Genomic DNA, 17,892 nt, shown 5'->3' with positions numbered 1-17,892 from the left:
CCTCGGTTCTTCGGTCACGCTCGTTCGATCTACACCGGCACCAACCCGGTCGCCGCCGCGATCACCAGCCGCGGATCCACTTCCGATCCTGCCTCATCACGACAGTTCGGTGGCATACGTTGGCCCCGCCGGTTCGAGTGCGAACTCTTCGCCGACGGGGCCACACGTCCCACGAATCGATCAGGAAGCGCCGACCTCGAAGCGCACGAAACGCTTCACGGTGACCCCGGCCTCGTCCAGAATCGCCTTGACCGACTTCTTGGAGTCCTGCACCGAGGACTGCTCGGTCAGCACGACATCCTTGAAGTAGCCGTTGACGCGGCCTTCGATGATCTTCGGCAGCGCCTGCTCGGGCTTGCCTTCCGCCCGTGCGGTCTCCTCGGCGATGTGGCGCTCGTTGGCAACGATGTCCTCGGGAACCTCGTCACGGTTGACGTACTTCGCCTTGAGGGCAGCAACCTGCATCGCCGCGCCGCGAGCAGCCTCGGCTGCAGCTTCGCCTTCGCCGCTGTACTCGACGAGAACGCCGACGGCCGGCGGCAGGTCGGCACTGCGCTTGTGCAGGTACACGGCCACCGGGCCCTCGAAGGAGGCGATCCGGCTCAGGACGAGCTTCTCGCCGATCTTGGCCGACTGCTCCTGAACGACGGCGTCGACGGTCTTGCCGTCGAGCTCGAGCGCCTTGAGAGCCTCGACGTCGGCAGGCTTCGCCTCCGCGGCAACCGCCACGATCGATTCGGCGAGCTTCAGGAAGTCCGCGTTCTTGGCGACGAAGTCGGTCTCGCAGTCGATCTCGAGCAGGACGCCGTCCTTGGCGACGACCAGGCCCTCGGCGGTGGTGCGCTCGGCACGCTTACCCACATCCTTGGCACCCTTGATGCGCAGCTGCTCGACAGCCTTGTCGAAGTCGCCATCAGCCTCGGCCAGGGCGTTCTTGCATGCCATCATTCCGGAGCCGGTGAGCTCGCGGAGCCGCTTGACGTCAGCGGCGGTGTAGTTCGCCATTGTGAGCGAGCCTCCTCATTGTGTAATGGGACGTACGTCGAGGTGTCTGTTGAGACGTACGTCAGGGTAGTACGTGAAGCAGACGGTGAAACGGCCCTGACCAAAGACTTTCTTGGTCAGGGCCGTTGTCATCGGATCAGGCCTCGGTCGAGGGGGCCTCGGTGGCCGGGGCAGCCTCGGCTGCCGGAGCCTCTGCAGCGGGGGCGGCCTGCGACAGCAGTTCCTGCTCCCACTCGGCGAGGGGCTCGCCGGCGCCGGCCTCGGGCTTGGCGTCCTTGTCGGCGCTCTGCCCGGCACGTGCCTGCACGCCCTCGGCAACTGCGGAAGCGACGACCTTGGTCAGCAGCGCGGCCGAACGGATGGCATCGTCGTTGCCCGGAATCGGGTAGTCGACGAGGTCGGGGTCGCAGTTGGTGTCCAGGATCGCGATGACCGGGATGTTCAGCTTGCGAGCCTCGGCAACTGCCAGGTGCTCCTTGTTGGTGTCGACGACCCACACGGCCGAGGGAACCTTGGCCATGTCGCGGATACCACCGAGAGTGCGATCCAGCTTGGTCATCTCACGCGTGAGCATGAGGATTTCCTTCTTGGTGCGACCCTCGAAGCCACCGGTCTGCTCCATCGCCTCGAGCTCCTTGAGGCGGAGCAGACGCTTGTGGACGGTGCTGAAGTTGGTGAGCATGCCGCCGAGCCAACGCTGGTTGACGTAGGGCATCCCGACGCGAGTCGCCTCGCCCGCGATGGACTCCTGCGCCTGCTTCTTGGTCCCGACGAAGAGGATGGTGCCGCCGTGGGCGACGGTCTCCTTGACGAACTCGTACGCCTTGTCGATGTACGTCAGCGTCTGCTGCAGGTCGATGATGTAGATGCCGTTGCGGTCGGTGAAGATGAAACGCTTCATCTTCGGGTTCCAACGACGGGTCTGGTGACCGAAGTGCGTGCCGCTGTCGAGCAGCTGCTTCATTGTTACGACAGCCATGGCTGTGTATCTCTCTTTCATTGCCGGTTCATGCGGAGTGTCGGTGACGCTCCGCCCTGGCACCCGCAGGACTTCGGACTCGCACTCTGGGTGCGAGACCAGCCGAAGGCCGTAGATCGTGCGCGGGCGCGCGAAGTCGGACTGTGCGAGCACAGACCGCTCGACCAGTGTACGGCCTCCGTCGCGCTCCCCATAACCGCGATCCCTGTCAAGCCCCTCTCCCCGCTCTGTGGACAACCTCGCGGCTCGTCCACATACGGTGCGACGTGCGGTTTCACGGCCGAAGAACCGGCATTGTCACGGCGGTGAACCAACCTCGCCTCGTTCTGATCCTGCCGATGCTGTCGGCACTGATCCTGCTCGGCAGCCCGGGCGCTTCGGCGGTTCCGGGTGGCGAGTTCGATTGGCCACTTCATCCCCGGCCCGAAGTGGTACGCACGTTCGACAAACCGGAGCACAACTGGCTTCCGGGGCACCGCGGCGTCGATCTCTCCGGGCGCCCCGAGCAGGCAGTGCTCTCGGCAGGTGCGGGGACGGTCGTGTTCGCGGGTGAGGTTGCGGGTAAACCGACCGTGTCCGTCGATCACGACGGCGGTCTGCGCACCACCTATGAACCTGTCGTCGCCCGCGTCCGGCCCGGGCAGCGCGTCGGAATCGGGACGGTGCTGGGCACGCTCGAGGCGGGCCACCCCGGCTGCCGGGCCGCGGCTTGTCTGCATTGGGGTGTTCGGCGCGATCGTGAGTACCTGAATCCACTCCGTCTCGTCCGTACCGCTCCCCTACGCCTCAAACCCGTCTCGTTCGATCAGGCCCGCGGGTGAGCCTGGTCGTGCACTGCACGCAATCGCTCGACGGACACGTGCGTGTAGAGCTGAGTCGTCCCCATACTCGAGTGCCCGAGCAATTCCTGGACCACACGAAGATCTGCACCCCCTTCTAGCAGGTGCGTCGCCGCGCTGTGTCGAAGACCGTGCGGGCCGAGATTCGGAGATCCCGGAACGGCGGACATCACCTCGTGCACGACGCTGCGCGCCTGCCTCTGATCGAGCCGTCCCCCGCGCTTACCGAGAAGCAGTGCAGTACCGGATGATTCGGAGACGAGTTGCGGCCTTCCCACTTGCAGCCACGCATCGATGGCATCGGCGGCGGGGCGCCCGTACGGAACGGACCGTTCCTTGTCGCCCTTACCGATCACGCGAAGCAGACGCCGATGTTTGTCGACCGACACCAGGTTCAGACTGCACAGTTCGCCTACGCGAATCCCCGTCGAATACAGCAGCTCGACGATCAGCCGATCCCTGAGCGCAATCGGATCTTCTTGGGCTGCACCGAGTTCTGCCGCATCCATCGCCTCCACTGCTTGTTCACGACGAAGAACTGCGGGCAGGGTTCGGTGTGCCCGCGCGGCAACCAACCGAGCACCGGGATCGGTGGCGAGTCGTCTGGTGCGGACCAACCACGCGGTGAAGTTCCGGGCGGACGACGTGCGTCGCGCGAGCGTCGTCCGCGCCGTTCCCGCGGCAGCCTGAGCCGCGAGCCACGAGCGGAGTACGGCAAGGTCGAGCGCCGAGATGTTCGCCTCCGGGGCTGCCGACGCGAAGTGTCGCAACAACGAACGGACATCCGCCAGGTAGGCGCGAACCGTGTGTTCCGACCGGCCCCGGCCCAGACGCAGATACTCGGCATACTCGGCGAGCACCTCGTCCAGACCCGGCGACAATTTCACCGCCGACGCGCCATCGCTGCTCATACCGCCACCATTATTCGTTGCCGGTCGGCATCAGGCAAGCAGGACACGCACGAGTTCAGCCTTGCTCGGCGGCAGCGAACTCCGACTTCCACACGCGAAATCCCTCCTCTGTACGCCCCTTGCGCCAGTATCCCGAAATCGACGCGGACTTCGAGGAGACGCCGCGCTCTTTGCGAACATACGGACGGACATTTGTCATGACCGCCTGTGCCTCACCGTGAACGAAGACGTGCGGCTGCCCCGCACGCCAAGGCAGACTTCGAACGGCCTCGATCAACGGCGCGTTGTCGCCGGAGTTGGTTTCGTCGACCTGGTCCGAGGACACCCCTCGATGTATCCACCGCACCTCCACGCCTGCCGGGGCGGGCAACGGAACCTCGTCCTCGGAGCCGCCGACCTCGATGAGAACGTTCCCGACGGCATCCGATTCGAGCCGCTCGACTGCTGCGGAGATGGCGGGAATCGCCGTTTCGTCTCCCGCGAGCAGGTACCAGTCGGCAGCCGGGTCGGGCGCGAAAGCCCCACCGGGGCCGCGAACCTCGACCTCGTCGCCGGCTTGCGCCGCTGCGGCCCACGGACCGGCAACCCCCACGTCTCCGTGCACGACGAAATCGATCGCGATCTCCCGCCTCACCGGGTCCACCGACCTGATCGTGTAGGTGCGGACCACCGCGTCGTCGCCGGAGCCGAAAACGAGTTTCACGTACATGTCGGTGAATTCGTTCGGTGTGAACGAATCGAATCCTGGACCACCGAGGTGCACTCGAATCATGTGGGGCGTCAATTGTTCCGTACGGGCCACCGTCAGCACCGTTGCGGGCTTCGCCATTACAACCTCGATTCTCTATCCACAACCAACGCAAGTAAGCGTTACCTAACCACCGTACCCGAATGTTCGCGAGCGCCGATCTCGGCAGGTTCGTCGGACGTGCTGTGTCGGAGGTGGGCGGCGGTCCGAGAATCTCGAGGATCGTAGACGCGCAGCCACTGGTCTTCGAGAGTTACCTGAGGGCCGGATGTCGGTGCATTCATCGGGATCGCATCCACCCGTCCTGACAAGGGACGGCGAACCCGTCGAGTTCCAGCTGCGCGAGCATGGATCGCACGATTGCGATCGGCACCCCGGACTCCACCGACACCTCCGGGACCGAACGGAACCCCCGTGTCGGCAGTGCTTCGTGTACCAACAGCGCATTGCCGTCGAGGGAATCCGTGTCTCGCGCCACCGTGTCGTCCTCGGTATCCGCCAGCCCGATCGGTCCGGCCTCCTCGACGACGTCGACGGCCCTGGCCACCAAGCGCGCTTCGCCTTCGCGGATCATCCGGTTGCAGCCGGCAGACGAGGCGGACGTGACCGGCCCGGGCACCGCCATTACGGGTCGACTCATCCGCCGACCCCAGGTAGCGGTGTTCCGCGCACCACTTCTCCACCCGGCTTCGACAACCACCACGCCGTCCGACAGGGCAGCGACCAGACGGTTTCGTGCGAGGAAGCGGTGTTTCGCGGGAGTCGTACCCGGCGGATACTCGCTGACGACCAGGCCGTTCTGCGAAATCTGGCGTAGCAGACGGGCGTGCCCGGCGGGGTACGCCCGATCGACACCACACGCCAGGACGGCGATGGTCAGGCCACCCACTCCCAGCGCAGCACGGTGCGCTGCACCGTCGATCCCGAATGCCGCACCGGAGACGATCGTCCATCCGTCGAGCGCAAGGTCGCCCGCTATTTCTGCCGTGACGTGTTCACCGTATCCGCTTGCCGCGCGGGTGCCCACGACGGAGATCGACCTCTCGGTGAGCTCGCCAAGCGAGCGGGAACCGACCACCCACAACGCGAGAGGTGGGCCGTCTGCGCGGGAATGCCCCAGCCCGTCGAAGGCGAGCATGCGCCATCGTGGCCATTCGTCGTCGTCGGGAGTGACGAGTCGGCCACCCATCTCCGAGAGCGCCCGCAGATCTTCGACTGCCGAGTCGACGTGTGCTCTGGCAACGGTCCGCTCCCCCAGATACTCCGACAGATCTCGCTCGCGCACCGCTCGGGCCGCCTCCTGCGGTCCCACCTTCTCGATCAACTCCGTCAGAGGCGCACACGGGCCCTGAACCACTTTCGACAGGTACGCCCACGCCAGCAAACGCGGGTCGTCGATCTCCTGTTGCATCGTCATTGCAGCCCCCGGTCCCGAAATCCCAGCGCCGTCGTCACGTGATCCGAGCCCGGGATGTCCGCGCCGGCAAGATCGCCCAGAGTCCAAGCAACTCGCAACGCCCTGTCCGCCCCTCTGGCGGTGATCACTCCGCGTCGCAGCGCCTTCTCGACGGGCGCCAAAGCCACCCTGGAGAGACGAAATCTTTGTCTCAGTGCAGGGCCTGGAACTTCGGCGTTGCTGATCCAGCCGAACTCTCGCCAGCGTTCGGTCGCGGCGGAACGCGCCCGTGCAACGCGCTCGCGGACCACCTCCGTGGTCTCGCCGACCTCGTCGATCAACGCCCCGGTCGATACGGACTGCATCCGCACCCTCAGGTCCACTCGGTCGAGAAGCGGGCCCGACAGTTTCCCCAGATACTTACGCCGCGCGGTGGGCGCGCATACACAATCCGCCTCCCGAGCAGGTGCACACGGGCATGGATTCGCAGCGAGAACCATTTGAAATCTGGCCGGATAACGTGCCACCCCATCACGTCTCGCAATCCTCACTTCGCCGTCTTCGAGCGGCGTACGGAGCGCCTCGAGGACCTTGGTACCGATCTCGGCGCATTCGTCCAGGAACAGGACACCGCGATGGGCACGGCTCACCGCACCGGGCCTGGCCATTCCACTACCACCTCCGACGAGGGAGCTCACTGTCGCGGTGTGATGCGGAGCGATGAACGGAGGCAGGTCGATGAGCGGCCGGCCGGGCGGAAGAGTGCCTGCCACAGAGTGAATTGCAGTGACCTCCAAGGATTCCGATTCGCTGAGAGCAGGTAGAACACCTGGAAGCCGTTGCGCCAGCATGGTCTTACCGATTCCCGGCGGTCCGGTGAGCATCAGATGATGTGCACCTGCTGCCGCCACCTCGATGGCCCACCGCGCTTCCGATTGCCCGGCAACCTCGCTGAGATCCGCATATGCCTCTCGTGGGGCGGAACTCGGGACCTCCGGTGACGTCAACTGACGCTCGCCGCGGAGCCAGCCGAGCACAGCACGGAGGTTGGCGGCTCCGAGAATCTCGATATCGCGGACCAAACCCGCTTCGAGCAGCGCGTCCTCGGGTACGACCACGGTCGACCAACCTGCCCTCTTGGCAGCCAGGACAGCTGGTAGCACTCCCCGAACCGTGCGTAGCCGACCGTCGAGCGCAAGTTCACCGAGCAGGACGGTCTTCCGCAAGCGATCACGCTGAACCTTGTTCGCCGCATCGAGCACCGCCGCGACGAGAGCAAGATCGTAGACGGACCCGACTTTCGGCAATGTCGCCGGAGACAGCGCGAGTATCACCTTGGAATCGGGCCACTCCTCTTCCGAGTTGGTGACCGCGGCACGTATTCGATCCCGAGCCTCCTGCAGGGCCGTGTCGGGTAACCCCACCAGGTGGATCGCTGGGAGGCCGCGTCCGATGTCTGCCTCGATCTCCACCACCTGCCCGTCGACACCGGAGACCGCCACCGAATGTGCCCGACCCAGTGCCATCAGAAGGCCCCTTCGATGTGTTGGATCTGCGGTGCACACGCCTTTTCGACGAGGATCGACACCACGTCGAAGCGAACTCGTGCCCAATGCCGACCGGACGAACGCAACCATTCGAGTCCCAGCAGTCTGATTCGCCGCTGTTTGGTGACGGTCACCGCCTCGGCAGGCGAGCCGAATCCTCGCCCCGTTCTCGTCTTCACCTCGACGAACACGAGACAATCGCCCTCGGCCGCGATCAGATCGATCTCACCGTGTCGTGAACGCCAATTACGTTCGACGATCTCCATTCCCGCCCCGGCCAGATAGTCGGCCGCCAACTGCTCCCCGTGCGCTCCGAGCGCAAGATTGTGCCCCATCGCCGGCCTCCGTCAGCCCCCGCGACTCGTCTGTCGGAGCCGCTCCCGACCACCAGAGTGCACACGTTGCACGACGGCGGGAACCGAGCGACCAGGGCAAATACTTGCCCTGTGGAGGAGTGGGCCGGTTGTGGAAACCTCGGGGCGAAAGAAGTCGATCGTGTCAGGAAAGCCCGTTATCGGGGAGACGCAGATCCGGCTTGTCGAGTTCCTCGATGTTCACGTCCTTGAACGTGATCACTCGGACGTACTTCACGAACCGCGCCGGCCGATACATGTCCCACACCCACGCATCGGACATCCGAAGCTCGAAGTAGATCTCGCCGTCGGCGTTGTGGGGCAACAGTTCCACGGAATTTGCCAGGTAGAAGCGACGTTCCGTTTCGACGACGTACGAGAACTGCCCGACGATGTCGCGGTATTCACGGTAGAGCGACAGCTCCATCTCGGTTTCGTACTTCTCGAGATCCTCGGCACTCATAGGACTGTTGGCCCTCCTACTCTGATGTGAACAGTCATCATCGCGCACCACCAACTGTGGCACCCGCCCGGTCCCGAACCGCGGCGACGTTCGCGTACGAGTAGCGATGCTCGTCGCTCGGACCCAGCTCGTGCAGGGCCGACATGTGCGCCGCCGTGCTGTACCCCTTGTGTACCGCGAATCCGTAGCCGGGGTACGCATCCTCGAGGTCCACCATGGTGCGATCTCGCGTGACCTTGGCGAGAACGCTGGCCGCCGCTATACACGCCGCTGCGCCGTCCCCACCGATCACCGGTAACGACGGGACCGGCAGACCCGGCACACGGAAGCCATCGGTGAGGACGTAGCCCGGCGTCTCACCCAAACCGGCCACCGCCCGCCGCATCCCTTCGATATTGGCGACGTGAACACCGATCGCATCGACTTCCCATGCCGGTACCTGCACGACGCTCCACGACACCGCCAGCCGAGTGATCATGGGAAACAACTCTTCCCGTGACTTCTCGGTGAGCTTCTTGGAATCGTCGAGGCGGGACAGCGCGGGATGTGGCCTAGCGGCAAGAATGCAGGCGGCAACCACCAATGGGCCCGCGCATGCCCCTCGCCCGGCCTCGTCTACGCCCGCCACAGGCCCAAGACCACTGCGCACCAGGGCGGACTCCATCGTCCGCAGACCGGACGATCTACGGATGACGGTACGAGGTGGCCAGCTACTCACACGAAGACGCCAACTTCTCAGTTGCCCTGAATGTCGGGAGAACTTATTCCGCCCATGCGCCCCGGAGGCAGGGCGATGAATCGTGCCTTGCCGATCACGTTCTCGATCGGAATAGTGCCCTGCAACTCGTCGCCGACGTGGAAGCGCGAATCCGCGGAATTGCTGCGGTTGTCGCCCATCACCCAGACATTGCCCTCCGGGACGGTAACGGGTGCGAAGCAACGCCCCGACTTCAGATCGCTCTCGCAGTCCTGTTGACCGGGAACGAAGGGGAAGTCCATCTGAACGTACGGCTCGTCGAGGGGCTTTCCGTCCACCAGGACTCGGCCCTGTTCGTCACAGCATTCGACGGTCTGTCCGCCGGTCGCGATGACGCGCTTGACGAGATCCTTCTCGTCCGGGGGCACGAGCCCGACCAACGAACCGACCTCTTGAGCTCCTCGCTTGATGGCATTGTCCGAACGGGTCGAGACGAATTCCTCCGACCACGAATCGGGGCCGCGGAACACGATGACGTCACCGGGCCTCGGATCGTGGAATCGGTACCCGATCTTCTCCACCACTATGCGATCACCGGTACAACCCGGGCAGCCGTGCAGCGTGGGTTCCATCGATTCGGATGGGATGAGGTAGACCCGCGCAATGAAAGTCTGCAGCAGGAAGCTCAGAACGAGCGCAACGAGAATCAGAATGGGCAACTCACGCCAGAAGGATCGCTCCTTCTTCTCGCCCTTCTTGGAGAATCTGTCGACCGCCTCGTCTGCATCATCTCGGGCATTCCCGGGGTCGGACGACAATGCCTGCTCCTTCGACGAATCGGTCACAGAAAACAGATTAGCCCGGCACCGCAATCGTGCGGCGCCGGGCTCACCGGAAAGGTCAGCGCTTTTCCTTGATCTTCGCGGCCTTGCCACGGAGATCGCGCAGGTAGTACAGCTTGGCGCGACGGACGTCACCGCGGGTCACGACCTCGATCTGCGCGAGGTTGGGGCTGTGAACCGGGAAGGTGCGCTCGACGCCGACACCGAAGGAGACCTTGCGGACGGTGAACGTCTCGCGAACACCGCCACCCTGGCGACGAATCACGACGCCCTTGAAGACCTGCACGCGCTCCTTGGAGCCTTCGATGACCTTGACGTGCACGTTGAGCGTATCGCCGGGACGAAACTCGGGAATGTCGTCGCGGAGGGACTTCTTGTCCAGGAAATCGAGGGTGTTCATCGGTGTTCCATCCTTGCGTTTTCGCAGGAGCAGAGGAACCGAGCGGCACCCGGCCACGCAATAACGTCCGGTGCTCGTCTGGTTCGTGCCCAGTTCAAGTAGCGTCACCTGGTCCAGGCAACCCGTCAATTGTGCCAGACGGATCCCCCATCGGGGAAATCGGTGCAGGTGCGGGGTGCACGACATGTTCGAGCTCTTCCTCTGCGGCGGCCCTGGCGTGCTCGACGCTGGGTGTACCTGCCACCAGATCCTGCACGTAGATCTTGGCCCGGATCACGGGACGACGCCAGCGACGCTCACGGACGACGGCACGGCGCATCCGTTTCGGCTTGTGGGTGTAGCGCCAGCGGGCCCACGGCGCGCCCGGACGGCTCAGCCGCAGTGCGCCCACGATCAGGATCGGAAAGATGAACAATCCGACGAGCCCGGTCCAGATCTTGCCCTTGGCGAGCACGATGGCAGCCAGTACGAGATTGAGAACGGTCGCGACGCTGATTGCCACGCGCAACCACGGATCGGGTTCGCTTCGGAAGCCGGCGACGTCGAACAGTTCCAGAGGGCGAAATCCCAGCAACACGAGACCCGTGACGGCCACCGCAACGAACACCGCATCCACGGATGTCCGGCCCTGTTCGGACCAGTACACGTCCTTCAAATAGAAAATCAGCGCGAACTCGTCCAGAACCAGCGCGGCTCCGATGCCGAAGAAGGTGGCGAGCACAGCCCCGGTCGTCTGTGTCCCATCTTCGTAGACGGCGATGATCGAGCCACCGCTCACCAGCATCATGACCACACCGAACACGACGTGGTGAACGTGATGGCCACCCGGAGTGACGTTCCCCGGCCACCATTTCACCTCGGCACGAATCATCCGGACACTCAATCGGATGAACAGGAAGGACGCGAGAAAACCCAGCAGGAAGAACAACAGCGGGAGCCGGCCGTTGCCGACGATCTCGCGTTCGAGCCAGTCCCGCATCGCCCTCCTCCTCACGAGTAGTTCCGAGCATTGCACGACCCGACGCTCCCTCGCAGGGACTCCGAGTCCTGGCACCCTACGGCTCCGTGCGCACTACCCTCGACGACGGCAGGAGAATTCGCCGACATCGCCCGTCCGGGAGGCAGGCATGATCGATGTGCTTATCGTCGGGGCAGGCCCCACGGGCATGGCGTGCGCCGCATCCCTGGCGCGGTCCGGCTGGAATTTTCGACTGGTGGATCGGCAGGACGCGCCGTCCTCCGAGTCCAGGGCCGCTGTCGTGCACTCGCACACCCTGGAAGTTCTCGAGTCCATCGGCGTCACCCCTCGCTCGTGGAGCGAGGGATACCAGCGCACCGTTTCACCGCTCGTGACCGGGATCGGGTGCTCGTGCCGATCGAGTTCACCCCTCTACCGACGAAGTATCCGTACTCGTTGATGATTTCCCAGCACGTCACCGAGGCGGTTCTGACATAGCGACTGAACGCACTTCAGGTACCGATCGAGCGCTCTGTTGCCTTGGCGAGCGTGCGCGACAACGGCGACCACGTCGTCGCCGAACTGTCGCACGAGACGTTGCAGGCTCGCTACCTCGTGGGCGCGGACGGTATGAACAGCACCGTTCGGTCACTCGCCGGCATCGAGTTCGCCGGCGACGACGTTGCCGAATCGTTCACACTCGCGGACGTCTCGGTCGACGGCCCACTCCCCCGCGACGAAGTGATTCTGTTCTTTTCGCGCTCAGGCCCTCCTCGCCGCGAGAGGACCGAAGCATCCGGTTCGGGTGACCGATGTGCAGTGGAGTTCGCGGTTCCGCATTCATCACAAGGTGCCGGCAACGTACCGCCGAGGCCACGTTCTCCTCGCGGGCGACTCGGCGCACGTGCACAGTCCTGCAGGCGGGCAGGGAATGAGTCTGGGATTGCACGATGCGCTGGCTCTCGCAGATGCAGTCGGACGCGTCCTGGACGGTGGATCGGACTCACTGCTCGACGACTACTCTGCCGCCCGCAAGGTCCGAACGTCGCGCTCGGTGCCCTCGGTCGAGTACCGCGCGTTCGACGCTCGCTCGCAACGCGCCTGTCGGTCTCGTCTATCGGCAACCCTGACCGCTCGGCGCGCTTCGTCGGCTCAGCGGCCGAACCCTGCCTTACGTAGTGCGTCCGCCATCGAACCACCGGCCGCAGGTGCGGAGTCGCGCCGCCCACCGGGCTTTCCGCCGCGCCGATCCCCGCCACCCGGTCTGCGGTCGCCACCCTGTCGGCCGTTCTCACGACGGTCACCGGCGGGCTTTCGCTGCCCGGACCCCGGTTCGTCGTCCAGACGCAAGGACAGTCCGATCCGTTGCCGGGCCTCGTCGACCTCGAGCACCTTCACCTTCACCACATCACCGGACTTCACGACATCGTGCGGGTCCTTGACGAACGACTTCGACATCGCCGACACGTGCACCAAACCGTCCTGGTGAACACCCACGTCGACGAAGGCACCGAACGCAGCGACATTGGTGACGACACCTTCCAACACCATTCCGGGTTTCAAGTGCGCAACCTTTTCGATGCCGGCGGCGAACGTCGCGGTCTTGAACTCGGGACGCGGGTCGCGTCCGGGCTTCTCGAGCTCGCCGATGATGTCCGTGACCGTCGGGAGGCCGAAACGCTCGTCGGCGAAGTCCGCCGGATTCAGTGCCCGAAGCGTCCGGCTGTTGCCGATGATCTCGCGGACGCCGGTGCCGGTCGAATCGACGATTCTGCGCACGACCGGATACGCCTCGGGGTGGACACTCGATGCGTCGAGTGGGTCCTCTCCGTTGGGGATGCGGAGGAAGCCGGCGCACTGCTCGAACGCTTTCGGGCCGAGCCGGGCGACGTCCTTCAGTCCCCTGCGGCTTCGGAAGGGACCGTTCTGATCGCGGTGCGAGACGATGCTTTCGGCCAGGGACCCGGCGATGCCGGACACTCGGGAGAGCAGCGGGACCGACGCCGTGTTCACGTCGACTCCCACCGCGTTCACCGCGTCTTCGACCACCGCGCCCAGCGAGCGCGCGAGCAGAGTCTCGGAGATGTCGTGCTGGTACTGACCGACACCGATCGACTTGGGATCGATCTTGACGAGCTCGGCGAGCGGGTCCTGAAGTCGGCGGGCGATCGATACGGCGCCTCGAATCGATACGTCGAGGTCCGGCAACTCCTGTGACGCGTACGCGGACGCCGAGTACACCGATGCCCCTGCCTCGGACACGACGATCTTGGTCAGTTCACCGGATCCGGCGACCTTGATCAGCTCCGCGGCGAGAGCGTCCGTCTCACGAGATGCGGTGCCGTTTCCGATTGCGACGAGTTCAACTCCGTGTTCCTTCACGAGCCGAGCGAGGGTCGCGAGTGCCGCATCCCACTTGCCGTGCGGCTGATGAGGGTAGATGGTCTCGTGAGCAACCACCTTGCCGGTGGCGTCCACCACGGCCACCTTCGTTCCGGTGCGGAAGCCCGGGTCGAGTCCCATGGTGGAACGGGTGCCGGCCGGCGCGGCAAGCAGCAGATCACGCAGGTTGTTGGCGAACACCTCCACAGCATCCTGCTCGGCCGACTGGCGCAGCCGCATTCTCATGTCGATACCCATGGTGATCAGCAGCTTCGTGCGCCACGCCCAGCGCACGGTGTCCAACAACCACCTGTCCGCTGTGCGCCCGCGATCCGCGATGTCGAACCGGTGCGCAATCCGGCCTTCGTACACGGTAGGCACACCCGGCTCGGGCTCGTCCGCGTCCGGGGCGAGCGTCATGCTGAGAACGCCTTCCTTCTCCCCGCGCAGAGCAGCGAGGATGCGATGTGAGGGCAGGTTCGTGAAGGGCTCGGAGAACTCGAAGTAGTCGGCGAACTTGGCGCCTTCGGATTCCTTTCCCTTCTTCACCGCGGTCACCAATTGCCCACGAGTCCACATCAGCTCGCGCAGCTCACCGACCAGATCGGCATCCTCGGCGAAACGCTCGACGAGGATGGCACGGGCACCGTCGAGTTGCTCCGCGTCGTACTGGGCGGGATCGGCGTTCGGGTCGCCGATGAGAGCATCGGCAACCGGCTCGTGACCGGCCTCGCGTGCGATCTGGGCCTTGGTGCGACGCTTCGGCTTGAACGGAAGGTAGATGTCTTCGAGACGCGCCTTCGTGTCCGCCAGCATGATCTGCCCGCGCAACTGGTCGTCGAGTTTGCCCTGTCCGTCGATCGACTCGAGGATCACGTCACGACGCTCGTCGAGCTCGCGCAGGTAGCGCAGCCGCTCTTCCAGCTGACGCAACTGTGCATCGTCGAGCATGCCCGTGACTTCCTTGCGGTAGCGGGCGATGAACGGGACGGTCGAGCCACCGTCGAGCAGGTCGACGGCCGCAGCCACCTGTCCCTCTCGAATGTCGAGTTCCTCGGCGATGCGCTGGTTCACGGTCTTGAGAGTCACGAAAATTGACCCTACCGGGCCAGTGCGACAGCGAGATCGGCGGTGAAGACCTGCCGAATCAGTGCAACAGGTCGGGCCTTCGTTCGGCGGTTCTGGCGACTGCCTGTTCGTGGCGCCACTGCGCGACCTTCGCGTGGTCTCCGGACAACAGCACCGGCGGCACCTCCAGTTCCCGCCAGCTGGCAGGACGGGTATAGCTCGGGCCCTCCAGGAGACCGTCCGAGAACGAATCCTCTTGGTGTGACTGCTGATTGCCCAGAACACCCGGAATCAGCCGAACCACAGCCTCGGCCATCACCAGTACCGCGGCCTCGCCACCGATGAGAACGTAGTCGCCGATGCTCACCTCTTCGACGCGCACGCGACGCGCAGCATCGTCGAAGACACGCTGGTCGATACCCTCGTAGCGGCCGCATGCGAAGACCAGGTGCTTCTCCTCCGCCCATCGATGCGCGGTGGCCTGGGTGAAGGGAACTCCGGCCGGGGTCGGGACGACGAGCACCGGGTCCGCGTCTGCGTCCGGAGCGCTCAGCACGTCGTCGAGAGCCGGCCCCCACACGGTGGGCGTCATGACCATGCCGGGGCCGCCGCCGTAAGGAGAATCGTCGACAGCCTTGTGGACATCGTGGGTCCAATCACGCAGATCGTGAACGCCCACGGAGATGAGCCCCTTGTCGATCGCCTTGCCGAGCAGGGCAGCACGCAAGGGCTCGAGGTACTCGGGAAAGATGGTGACGACGTCGAGACGCACGGGTCACCGCCCGTCGGCGGACTCGCCGAAGTCGGGGTCGAGAAGACCCTCCGGTGGGTCGATCTCGACGACACCGTCGGCAATCGACACCGATGTGACGATCGCAGCCACGAACGGCACGAGCAGCTCGCGGTCCTGGTCCACAGGGCGAACGGACAGCAGTTCGCCGGCCGCGGAATGCAGCACCTCGACGACGGTTCCCACCTCGGAACCGTCCTTCAGACGAACCGACAGACCTTCGAGCTGATGGTCGTAGAACTCGTCCGGGTCCTCGGGTGTGTCGAGTTCCTCGCTGTCGATGACGAACAAGGTTCCTCGAAGTGCGTCTGCCGCAGTGCGATCGCGCACCCCGACGAGACGCAGCAGAAGCCGCCCGGAATGTTCCCGGGCGGCTTCCACCTCGTATGTTTCGCGCTCGCGCTCGCGCGCCTTGCGACCGTGCAGCACAGCACCCACCGCAAATCGGTCCTCGGGTTCGTCGGTGCGAACCTCGACGACCAATTCACCTTTGATGCCGTGCGATTTGGCCACTCGGCCGACAACGAGCTCCACTGTCGGGGCCGTCTACTGATCCGTGTCGACGACGTCGACCCGAATGCCACGGCCACCGATACCGGAGACCAGTGTCCGCAGAGCCGTGGCGGTACGGCCGCTACGACCGATGACCTTGCCCAGGTCGTCGGGGTTCACGTGAACCTCGACAGTGCGTCCCCGACGTCCGGTGATCAGCTCGACACGAACGTCGTCGGGATTGGCGACGATGCCCCGAACGAGATGCTCGACGGCATCGGCGACGACGTCACTCACTTCTGTGCAGCCTCGGAGCTGTCGGCTGCGGCCTCTTCTGCCGGAGCCTCGGCAGCAGCCTCGGCATCGTCGGCCTTGGCCTTCTTCTTCTTGGGGGTGACTGCCTCGGCGACGGGCTCGTTCTCGGCCTGCGCGAGGGCTGCCTGGAACAGCTCGAGCTTGGTCGGCTTGGGCTCTGCCTTCTCGAGGGTGCCCTCGGCTCCGGGCAGTCCCTTGAACTTCTGCCAGTCACCCGTGACCTTGAGGAGGGCCTCGACGGGCTCGGTGGGCTGTGCGCCCACGCCGAGCCAGTACTGTGCACGCTCGGAGTCGACCTCGATCAGCGAGGGCTCTTCCTTGGGGTGGTACTTGCCGATGGTCTCGATCGCACGGCCGTTGCGGCGGGTGCGAGAGTCGGCGACGACGATGCGGTACTGCGGGTTCCGGATCTTGCCGAGCCGGGTGAGCTTGATCTTGACAGCCACTGCTGTGCTTCTCCTTCAGCGCACACGAAAGTGCGCATGTCACGTGCAATTCAGCGACCCGCAGGGATAGCGAGCCCGGTTTTGCCTCTAACCTGTGACCGCCGCGCGGTACGTAACCGGATGCGACGACAGCCGTTCATTCTGCCAGACGATCGCCATGCACGGAAAACGAGGTCATCTCGTCTTGACCACAGCCCCGCGCAACACGACGAGGTCCGGCTCCCGCAACGTGTCGATGCTTGCCCGCGGATCATCGCGATACACGACCAGATCGGCCGGTCCACCTTCGGACAAACCGTCGTGGCCGAGCCACGTACGCGCCGTCCAACTCGCCGCACCCAGTGCGTCGGTGGGCGAAAGACCGACACCTTTCAGTGCCTCGACCTCGTCCGCGATCCGGCCGTGCTTGATCGAGCCGCCCGCGTCGGTACCCGCGTAGATCGAGATTCCCGCATCGTGCGCTGCCCCGATCGTGTCCTTGACCCTCGAGTGCAGGTCACGCATGTGCGCTGCATACGTCGGGTATTTCGACGCGGAGTCTGCGATCTCCGGGAACGTCGCAATGTTCACGAGGGTGGGCACGAGTGCTGTCCCGTGTGCCGCCATCGACTCGATGGTCTCGTCGGTGAGCCCCGTGCCGTGCTCGATGCAGTCGATGCCGGCGTTGATCAGACCCGGCAGCGCGTCCTCGGCGAACACGTGGGCGGTGACGCGAGCCCCTTCCCGGTGCGCTGCAGCGATTGCCTCCACGAGAATCTCGTCACTCCACAGAGGTGTCAGGTCGCCGACGGATCGATCGATCCAGTCACCGACCAGTTTGACCCAGCCGTCGCCTGCCCGTGCCTGTCGTACGACCTCGTCCGGCAACTGCTCTTCGTCTTCGAGGTCGACCGGGAGACCACGGATGTAGCGTCGAGGCGCCGCGATGTGCTGACCGGCCCGCACGATGCGTGGCAGATCGGCGCGGTCGTCGACGAATCGGGTGTCGACTGGCGAACCCGCATCCCGCAACAGCAGGACCCCTGCATCTCGCTCGGTGACCGCTTGTTCCAGGAGGCCGTCCCTGGTCTCGCCGCCACCGCCACCGAACGCGATGCCCACGTGGCAGTGCGCGTCGACCAGCCCGGGCAGGATCCAGCCGGACTCGCACACGGTCTCGGCTCCCGCGACGGGCTCGAACGAGACCACGTCTCCGTCCACCCACAAATCCGTGGGGTCCTCCCCCGGGAGCAGGGTTCCACGCAGATGCAGAGCGGTCATC

At 64.9% G+C, this 17,892-nt stretch carries 20 protein-coding genes and 2 pseudogenes; 4 read left to right on the top strand and 18 right to left on the bottom strand.

The features are described 5' to 3' along the window. Positions 1-180: 180 nt before the first annotated feature. Together tsf and rpsB are read right to left on the bottom strand one after the other, a co-directional pair. Complete coding sequence (gene tsf, locus ACFWO3_RS03665) at positions 181-1,005, bottom strand: translation elongation factor Ts (RefSeq protein ID WP_378573752.1); 825 nt, start codon at positions 1,003-1,005, stop codon at positions 181-183. 136 nt (positions 1,006-1,141) lie between these two features. After that, positions 1,142-1,984, bottom strand: a complete 843-nt coding sequence (rpsB, locus tag ACFWO3_RS03660; protein WP_378573750.1) for a 30S ribosomal protein S2 — start codon at positions 1,982-1,984, stop codon at positions 1,142-1,144. A 338-nt stretch (positions 1,985-2,322) separates the two neighbouring features. On the opposite strand from rpsB, the gene ACFWO3_RS03655 reads away from it, so the two are divergent. Continuing rightward, positions 2,323-2,805 carry a M23 family metallopeptidase gene (locus tag ACFWO3_RS03655; RefSeq protein ID WP_378574039.1) on the top strand — a complete coding sequence of 161 codons (483 nt, stop codon included), beginning with the start codon at positions 2,323-2,325 and terminating at the stop codon, positions 2,803-2,805. On the opposite strand, the gene ACFWO3_RS03650 is transcribed toward ACFWO3_RS03655, so the two are convergent. The 10 genes from ACFWO3_RS03650 to ACFWO3_RS03605 all read right to left on the bottom strand — a co-directional run bounded on the left by ACFWO3_RS03650 (position 2,790) and on the right by ACFWO3_RS03605 (position 11,159). After that, complete coding sequence (locus ACFWO3_RS03650; RefSeq protein WP_378573748.1) at positions 2,790-3,734, bottom strand: tyrosine recombinase XerC; 945 nt, start codon at positions 3,732-3,734, stop codon at positions 2,790-2,792. The genes ACFWO3_RS03655 and ACFWO3_RS03650 overlap by 16 nt on opposite strands. A 55-nt stretch (positions 3,735-3,789) precedes the next feature. Continuing rightward, a complete protein-coding gene (locus ACFWO3_RS03645; RefSeq protein ID WP_378573746.1) occupies positions 3,790-4,563 on the bottom strand; it encodes a siderophore-interacting protein in 774 nt (257 codons plus the stop codon). A gap of 199 nt (positions 4,564-4,762) precedes the next feature. Then, complete coding sequence (dprA, locus tag ACFWO3_RS03640) at positions 4,763-5,899, bottom strand: DNA-processing protein DprA (RefSeq protein ID WP_378573744.1); 1,137 nt, start codon at positions 5,897-5,899, stop codon at positions 4,763-4,765. Further along, a complete protein-coding gene (locus ACFWO3_RS03635; RefSeq protein WP_378573742.1) occupies positions 5,896-7,404 on the bottom strand; it encodes a YifB family Mg chelatase-like AAA ATPase in 1,509 nt (502 codons plus the stop codon). Before ACFWO3_RS03635 ends, dprA begins: the two co-directional genes overlap by 4 nt. Next, on the bottom strand, positions 7,404-7,760 hold the full coding sequence (locus ACFWO3_RS03630; protein WP_378573740.1) for a YraN family protein: 357 nt from the start codon (positions 7,758-7,760) through the stop codon (positions 7,404-7,406). The genes ACFWO3_RS03635 and ACFWO3_RS03630 overlap by 1 nt, the downstream gene beginning before the upstream one ends. Before the next feature lie 163 nt (positions 7,761-7,923). Beyond that, positions 7,924-8,241 (bottom strand): DUF2469 domain-containing protein, encoded by a 318-nt coding sequence (locus tag ACFWO3_RS03625; RefSeq protein WP_005240496.1) that lies wholly within the window; start codon positions 8,239-8,241, stop codon positions 7,924-7,926. Between the two features lie 37 nt (positions 8,242-8,278). Next, positions 8,279-8,959 carry a ribonuclease HII gene (locus ACFWO3_RS03620; protein ID WP_378573738.1) on the bottom strand — a complete coding sequence of 227 codons (681 nt, stop codon included), beginning with the start codon at positions 8,957-8,959 and terminating at the stop codon, positions 8,279-8,281. A gap of 17 nt (positions 8,960-8,976) precedes the next feature. Next, a complete protein-coding gene (gene lepB / locus ACFWO3_RS03615) occupies positions 8,977-9,783 on the bottom strand; it encodes a signal peptidase I (protein ID WP_378573736.1) in 807 nt (268 codons plus the stop codon). Between the two features lie 55 nt (positions 9,784-9,838). Beyond that, on the bottom strand, positions 9,839-10,180 hold the full coding sequence (rplS, locus tag ACFWO3_RS03610) for a 50S ribosomal protein L19 (protein WP_005240490.1): 342 nt from the start codon (positions 10,178-10,180) through the stop codon (positions 9,839-9,841). A gap of 94 nt (positions 10,181-10,274) precedes the next feature. Beyond that, on the bottom strand, positions 10,275-11,159 hold the full coding sequence (locus ACFWO3_RS03605) for a hypothetical protein (protein WP_378573734.1): 885 nt from the start codon (positions 11,157-11,159) through the stop codon (positions 10,275-10,277). 148 nt (positions 11,160-11,307) lie between these two features. Between ACFWO3_RS03605 and ACFWO3_RS03600 the strand changes: the two genes are divergently transcribed. The 3 genes and pseudogenes from ACFWO3_RS03600 to ACFWO3_RS03590 all read left to right on the top strand — a co-directional run. Beyond that, positions 11,308-11,598: an FAD-dependent oxidoreductase gene (locus tag ACFWO3_RS03600; RefSeq protein WP_378573732.1), complete on the top strand. Its 291-nt coding sequence runs from the start codon at positions 11,308-11,310 to the stop codon at positions 11,596-11,598. Positions 11,599-11,687: 89 nt separating this feature from the next. Continuing rightward, positions 11,688-11,810, top strand: a pseudogene (locus ACFWO3_RS03595) (FAD-dependent monooxygenase); the annotation flags it as partial. 133 nt (positions 11,811-11,943) lie between these two features. After that, a pseudogene (locus tag ACFWO3_RS03590) lies at positions 11,944-12,126 on the top strand (FAD-dependent oxidoreductase); the annotation flags it as partial. A 164-nt stretch (positions 12,127-12,290) separates the two neighbouring features. Here the strand turns inward: ACFWO3_RS03590 and ACFWO3_RS03585 are convergent. The 6 genes from ACFWO3_RS03585 to ACFWO3_RS03560 all read right to left on the bottom strand — a co-directional run bounded on the left by ACFWO3_RS03585 (position 12,291) and on the right by ACFWO3_RS03560 (position 17,891). After that, on the bottom strand, positions 12,291-14,609 hold the full coding sequence (locus ACFWO3_RS03585) for a Tex family protein (protein WP_378573730.1): 2,319 nt from the start codon (positions 14,607-14,609) through the stop codon (positions 12,291-12,293). Between the two features lie 58 nt (positions 14,610-14,667). Next, positions 14,668-15,360, bottom strand: a complete 693-nt coding sequence (trmD, locus tag ACFWO3_RS03580; protein WP_378573728.1) for a tRNA (guanosine(37)-N1)-methyltransferase TrmD — start codon at positions 15,358-15,360, stop codon at positions 14,668-14,670. A 3-nt stretch (positions 15,361-15,363) separates the two neighbouring features. Then, complete coding sequence (gene rimM, locus ACFWO3_RS03575) at positions 15,364-15,912, bottom strand: ribosome maturation factor RimM (RefSeq protein WP_378573726.1); 549 nt, start codon at positions 15,910-15,912, stop codon at positions 15,364-15,366. 12 nt (positions 15,913-15,924) lie between these two features. After that, a complete protein-coding gene (locus ACFWO3_RS03570) occupies positions 15,925-16,167 on the bottom strand; it encodes an RNA-binding protein (RefSeq protein ID WP_378573724.1) in 243 nt (80 codons plus the stop codon). Then, positions 16,164-16,631 (bottom strand): 30S ribosomal protein S16, encoded by a 468-nt coding sequence (gene rpsP, locus ACFWO3_RS03565; RefSeq protein WP_378573722.1) that lies wholly within the window; start codon positions 16,629-16,631, stop codon positions 16,164-16,166. The genes ACFWO3_RS03570 and rpsP overlap by 4 nt, the downstream gene beginning before the upstream one ends. 174 nt (positions 16,632-16,805) lie before the next feature. Then, entirely contained in the window at positions 16,806-17,891 is a 1,086-nt protein-coding gene (locus ACFWO3_RS03560; RefSeq protein WP_378573720.1) for an amidohydrolase family protein, read from the bottom strand. Position 17,892 lies beyond the last annotated feature (1 nt).

It is taken from the genome of Rhodococcus sp. NPDC058521 (genome assembly GCF_042719695.1).
Taxonomy (GTDB): Bacteria; Actinomycetota; Actinomycetes; order Mycobacteriales; family Mycobacteriaceae; genus Rhodococcus_F.
The sequence above is the reverse complement of the archived record's forward strand: the minus strand, read 5'-3'. Positions and strand labels throughout refer to the sequence as shown.

What these genes read in the sequence shown, in the direction of transcription:
- tsf (WP_378573752.1), bottom strand. Translation starts at nt 1,005, where the DNA reads ATGGCGAACTACACCGCCGCTGACGTCAAGCGGCTCCGCGAGCTCACC.
- rpsB (WP_378573750.1), bottom strand. Translation starts at nt 1,984, where the DNA reads ATGGCTGTCGTAACAATGAAGCAGCTGCTCGACAGCGGCACGCACTTC.
- ACFWO3_RS03655 (WP_378574039.1), top strand. Translation starts at nt 2,323, where the DNA reads ATGCTGTCGGCACTGATCCTGCTCGGCAGCCCGGGCGCTTCGGCGGTT.
- ACFWO3_RS03650 (WP_378573748.1), bottom strand. Translation starts at nt 3,734, where the DNA reads ATGAGCAGCGATGGCGCGTCGGCGGTGAAATTGTCGCCGGGTCTGGAC.
- ACFWO3_RS03645 (WP_378573746.1), bottom strand. Translation starts at nt 4,563, where the DNA reads ATGGCGAAGCCCGCAACGGTGCTGACGGTGGCCCGTACGGAACAATTG.
- dprA (WP_378573744.1), bottom strand. Translation starts at nt 5,899, where the DNA reads ATGACGATGCAACAGGAGATCGACGACCCGCGTTTGCTGGCGTGGGCG.
- ACFWO3_RS03635 (WP_378573742.1), bottom strand. Translation starts at nt 7,404, where the DNA reads ATGGCACTGGGTCGGGCACATTCGGTGGCGGTCTCCGGTGTCGACGGG.
- ACFWO3_RS03630 (WP_378573740.1), bottom strand. Translation starts at nt 7,760, where the DNA reads ATGGGGCACAATCTTGCGCTCGGAGCGCACGGGGAGCAGTTGGCGGCC.
- ACFWO3_RS03625 (WP_005240496.1), bottom strand. Translation starts at nt 8,241, where the DNA reads ATGAGTGCCGAGGATCTCGAGAAGTACGAAACCGAGATGGAGCTGTCG.
- rplS (WP_005240490.1), bottom strand. Translation starts at nt 10,180, where the DNA reads ATGAACACCCTCGATTTCCTGGACAAGAAGTCCCTCCGCGACGACATT.
- ACFWO3_RS03605 (WP_378573734.1), bottom strand. Translation starts at nt 11,159, where the DNA reads ATGCGGGACTGGCTCGAACGCGAGATCGTCGGCAACGGCCGGCTCCCG.
- ACFWO3_RS03600 (WP_378573732.1), top strand. Translation starts at nt 11,308, where the DNA reads ATGATCGATGTGCTTATCGTCGGGGCAGGCCCCACGGGCATGGCGTGC.
- ACFWO3_RS03560 (WP_378573720.1), bottom strand. Translation starts at nt 17,891, where the DNA reads ATGACCGCTCTGCATCTGCGTGGAACCCTGCTCCCGGGGGAGGACCCC.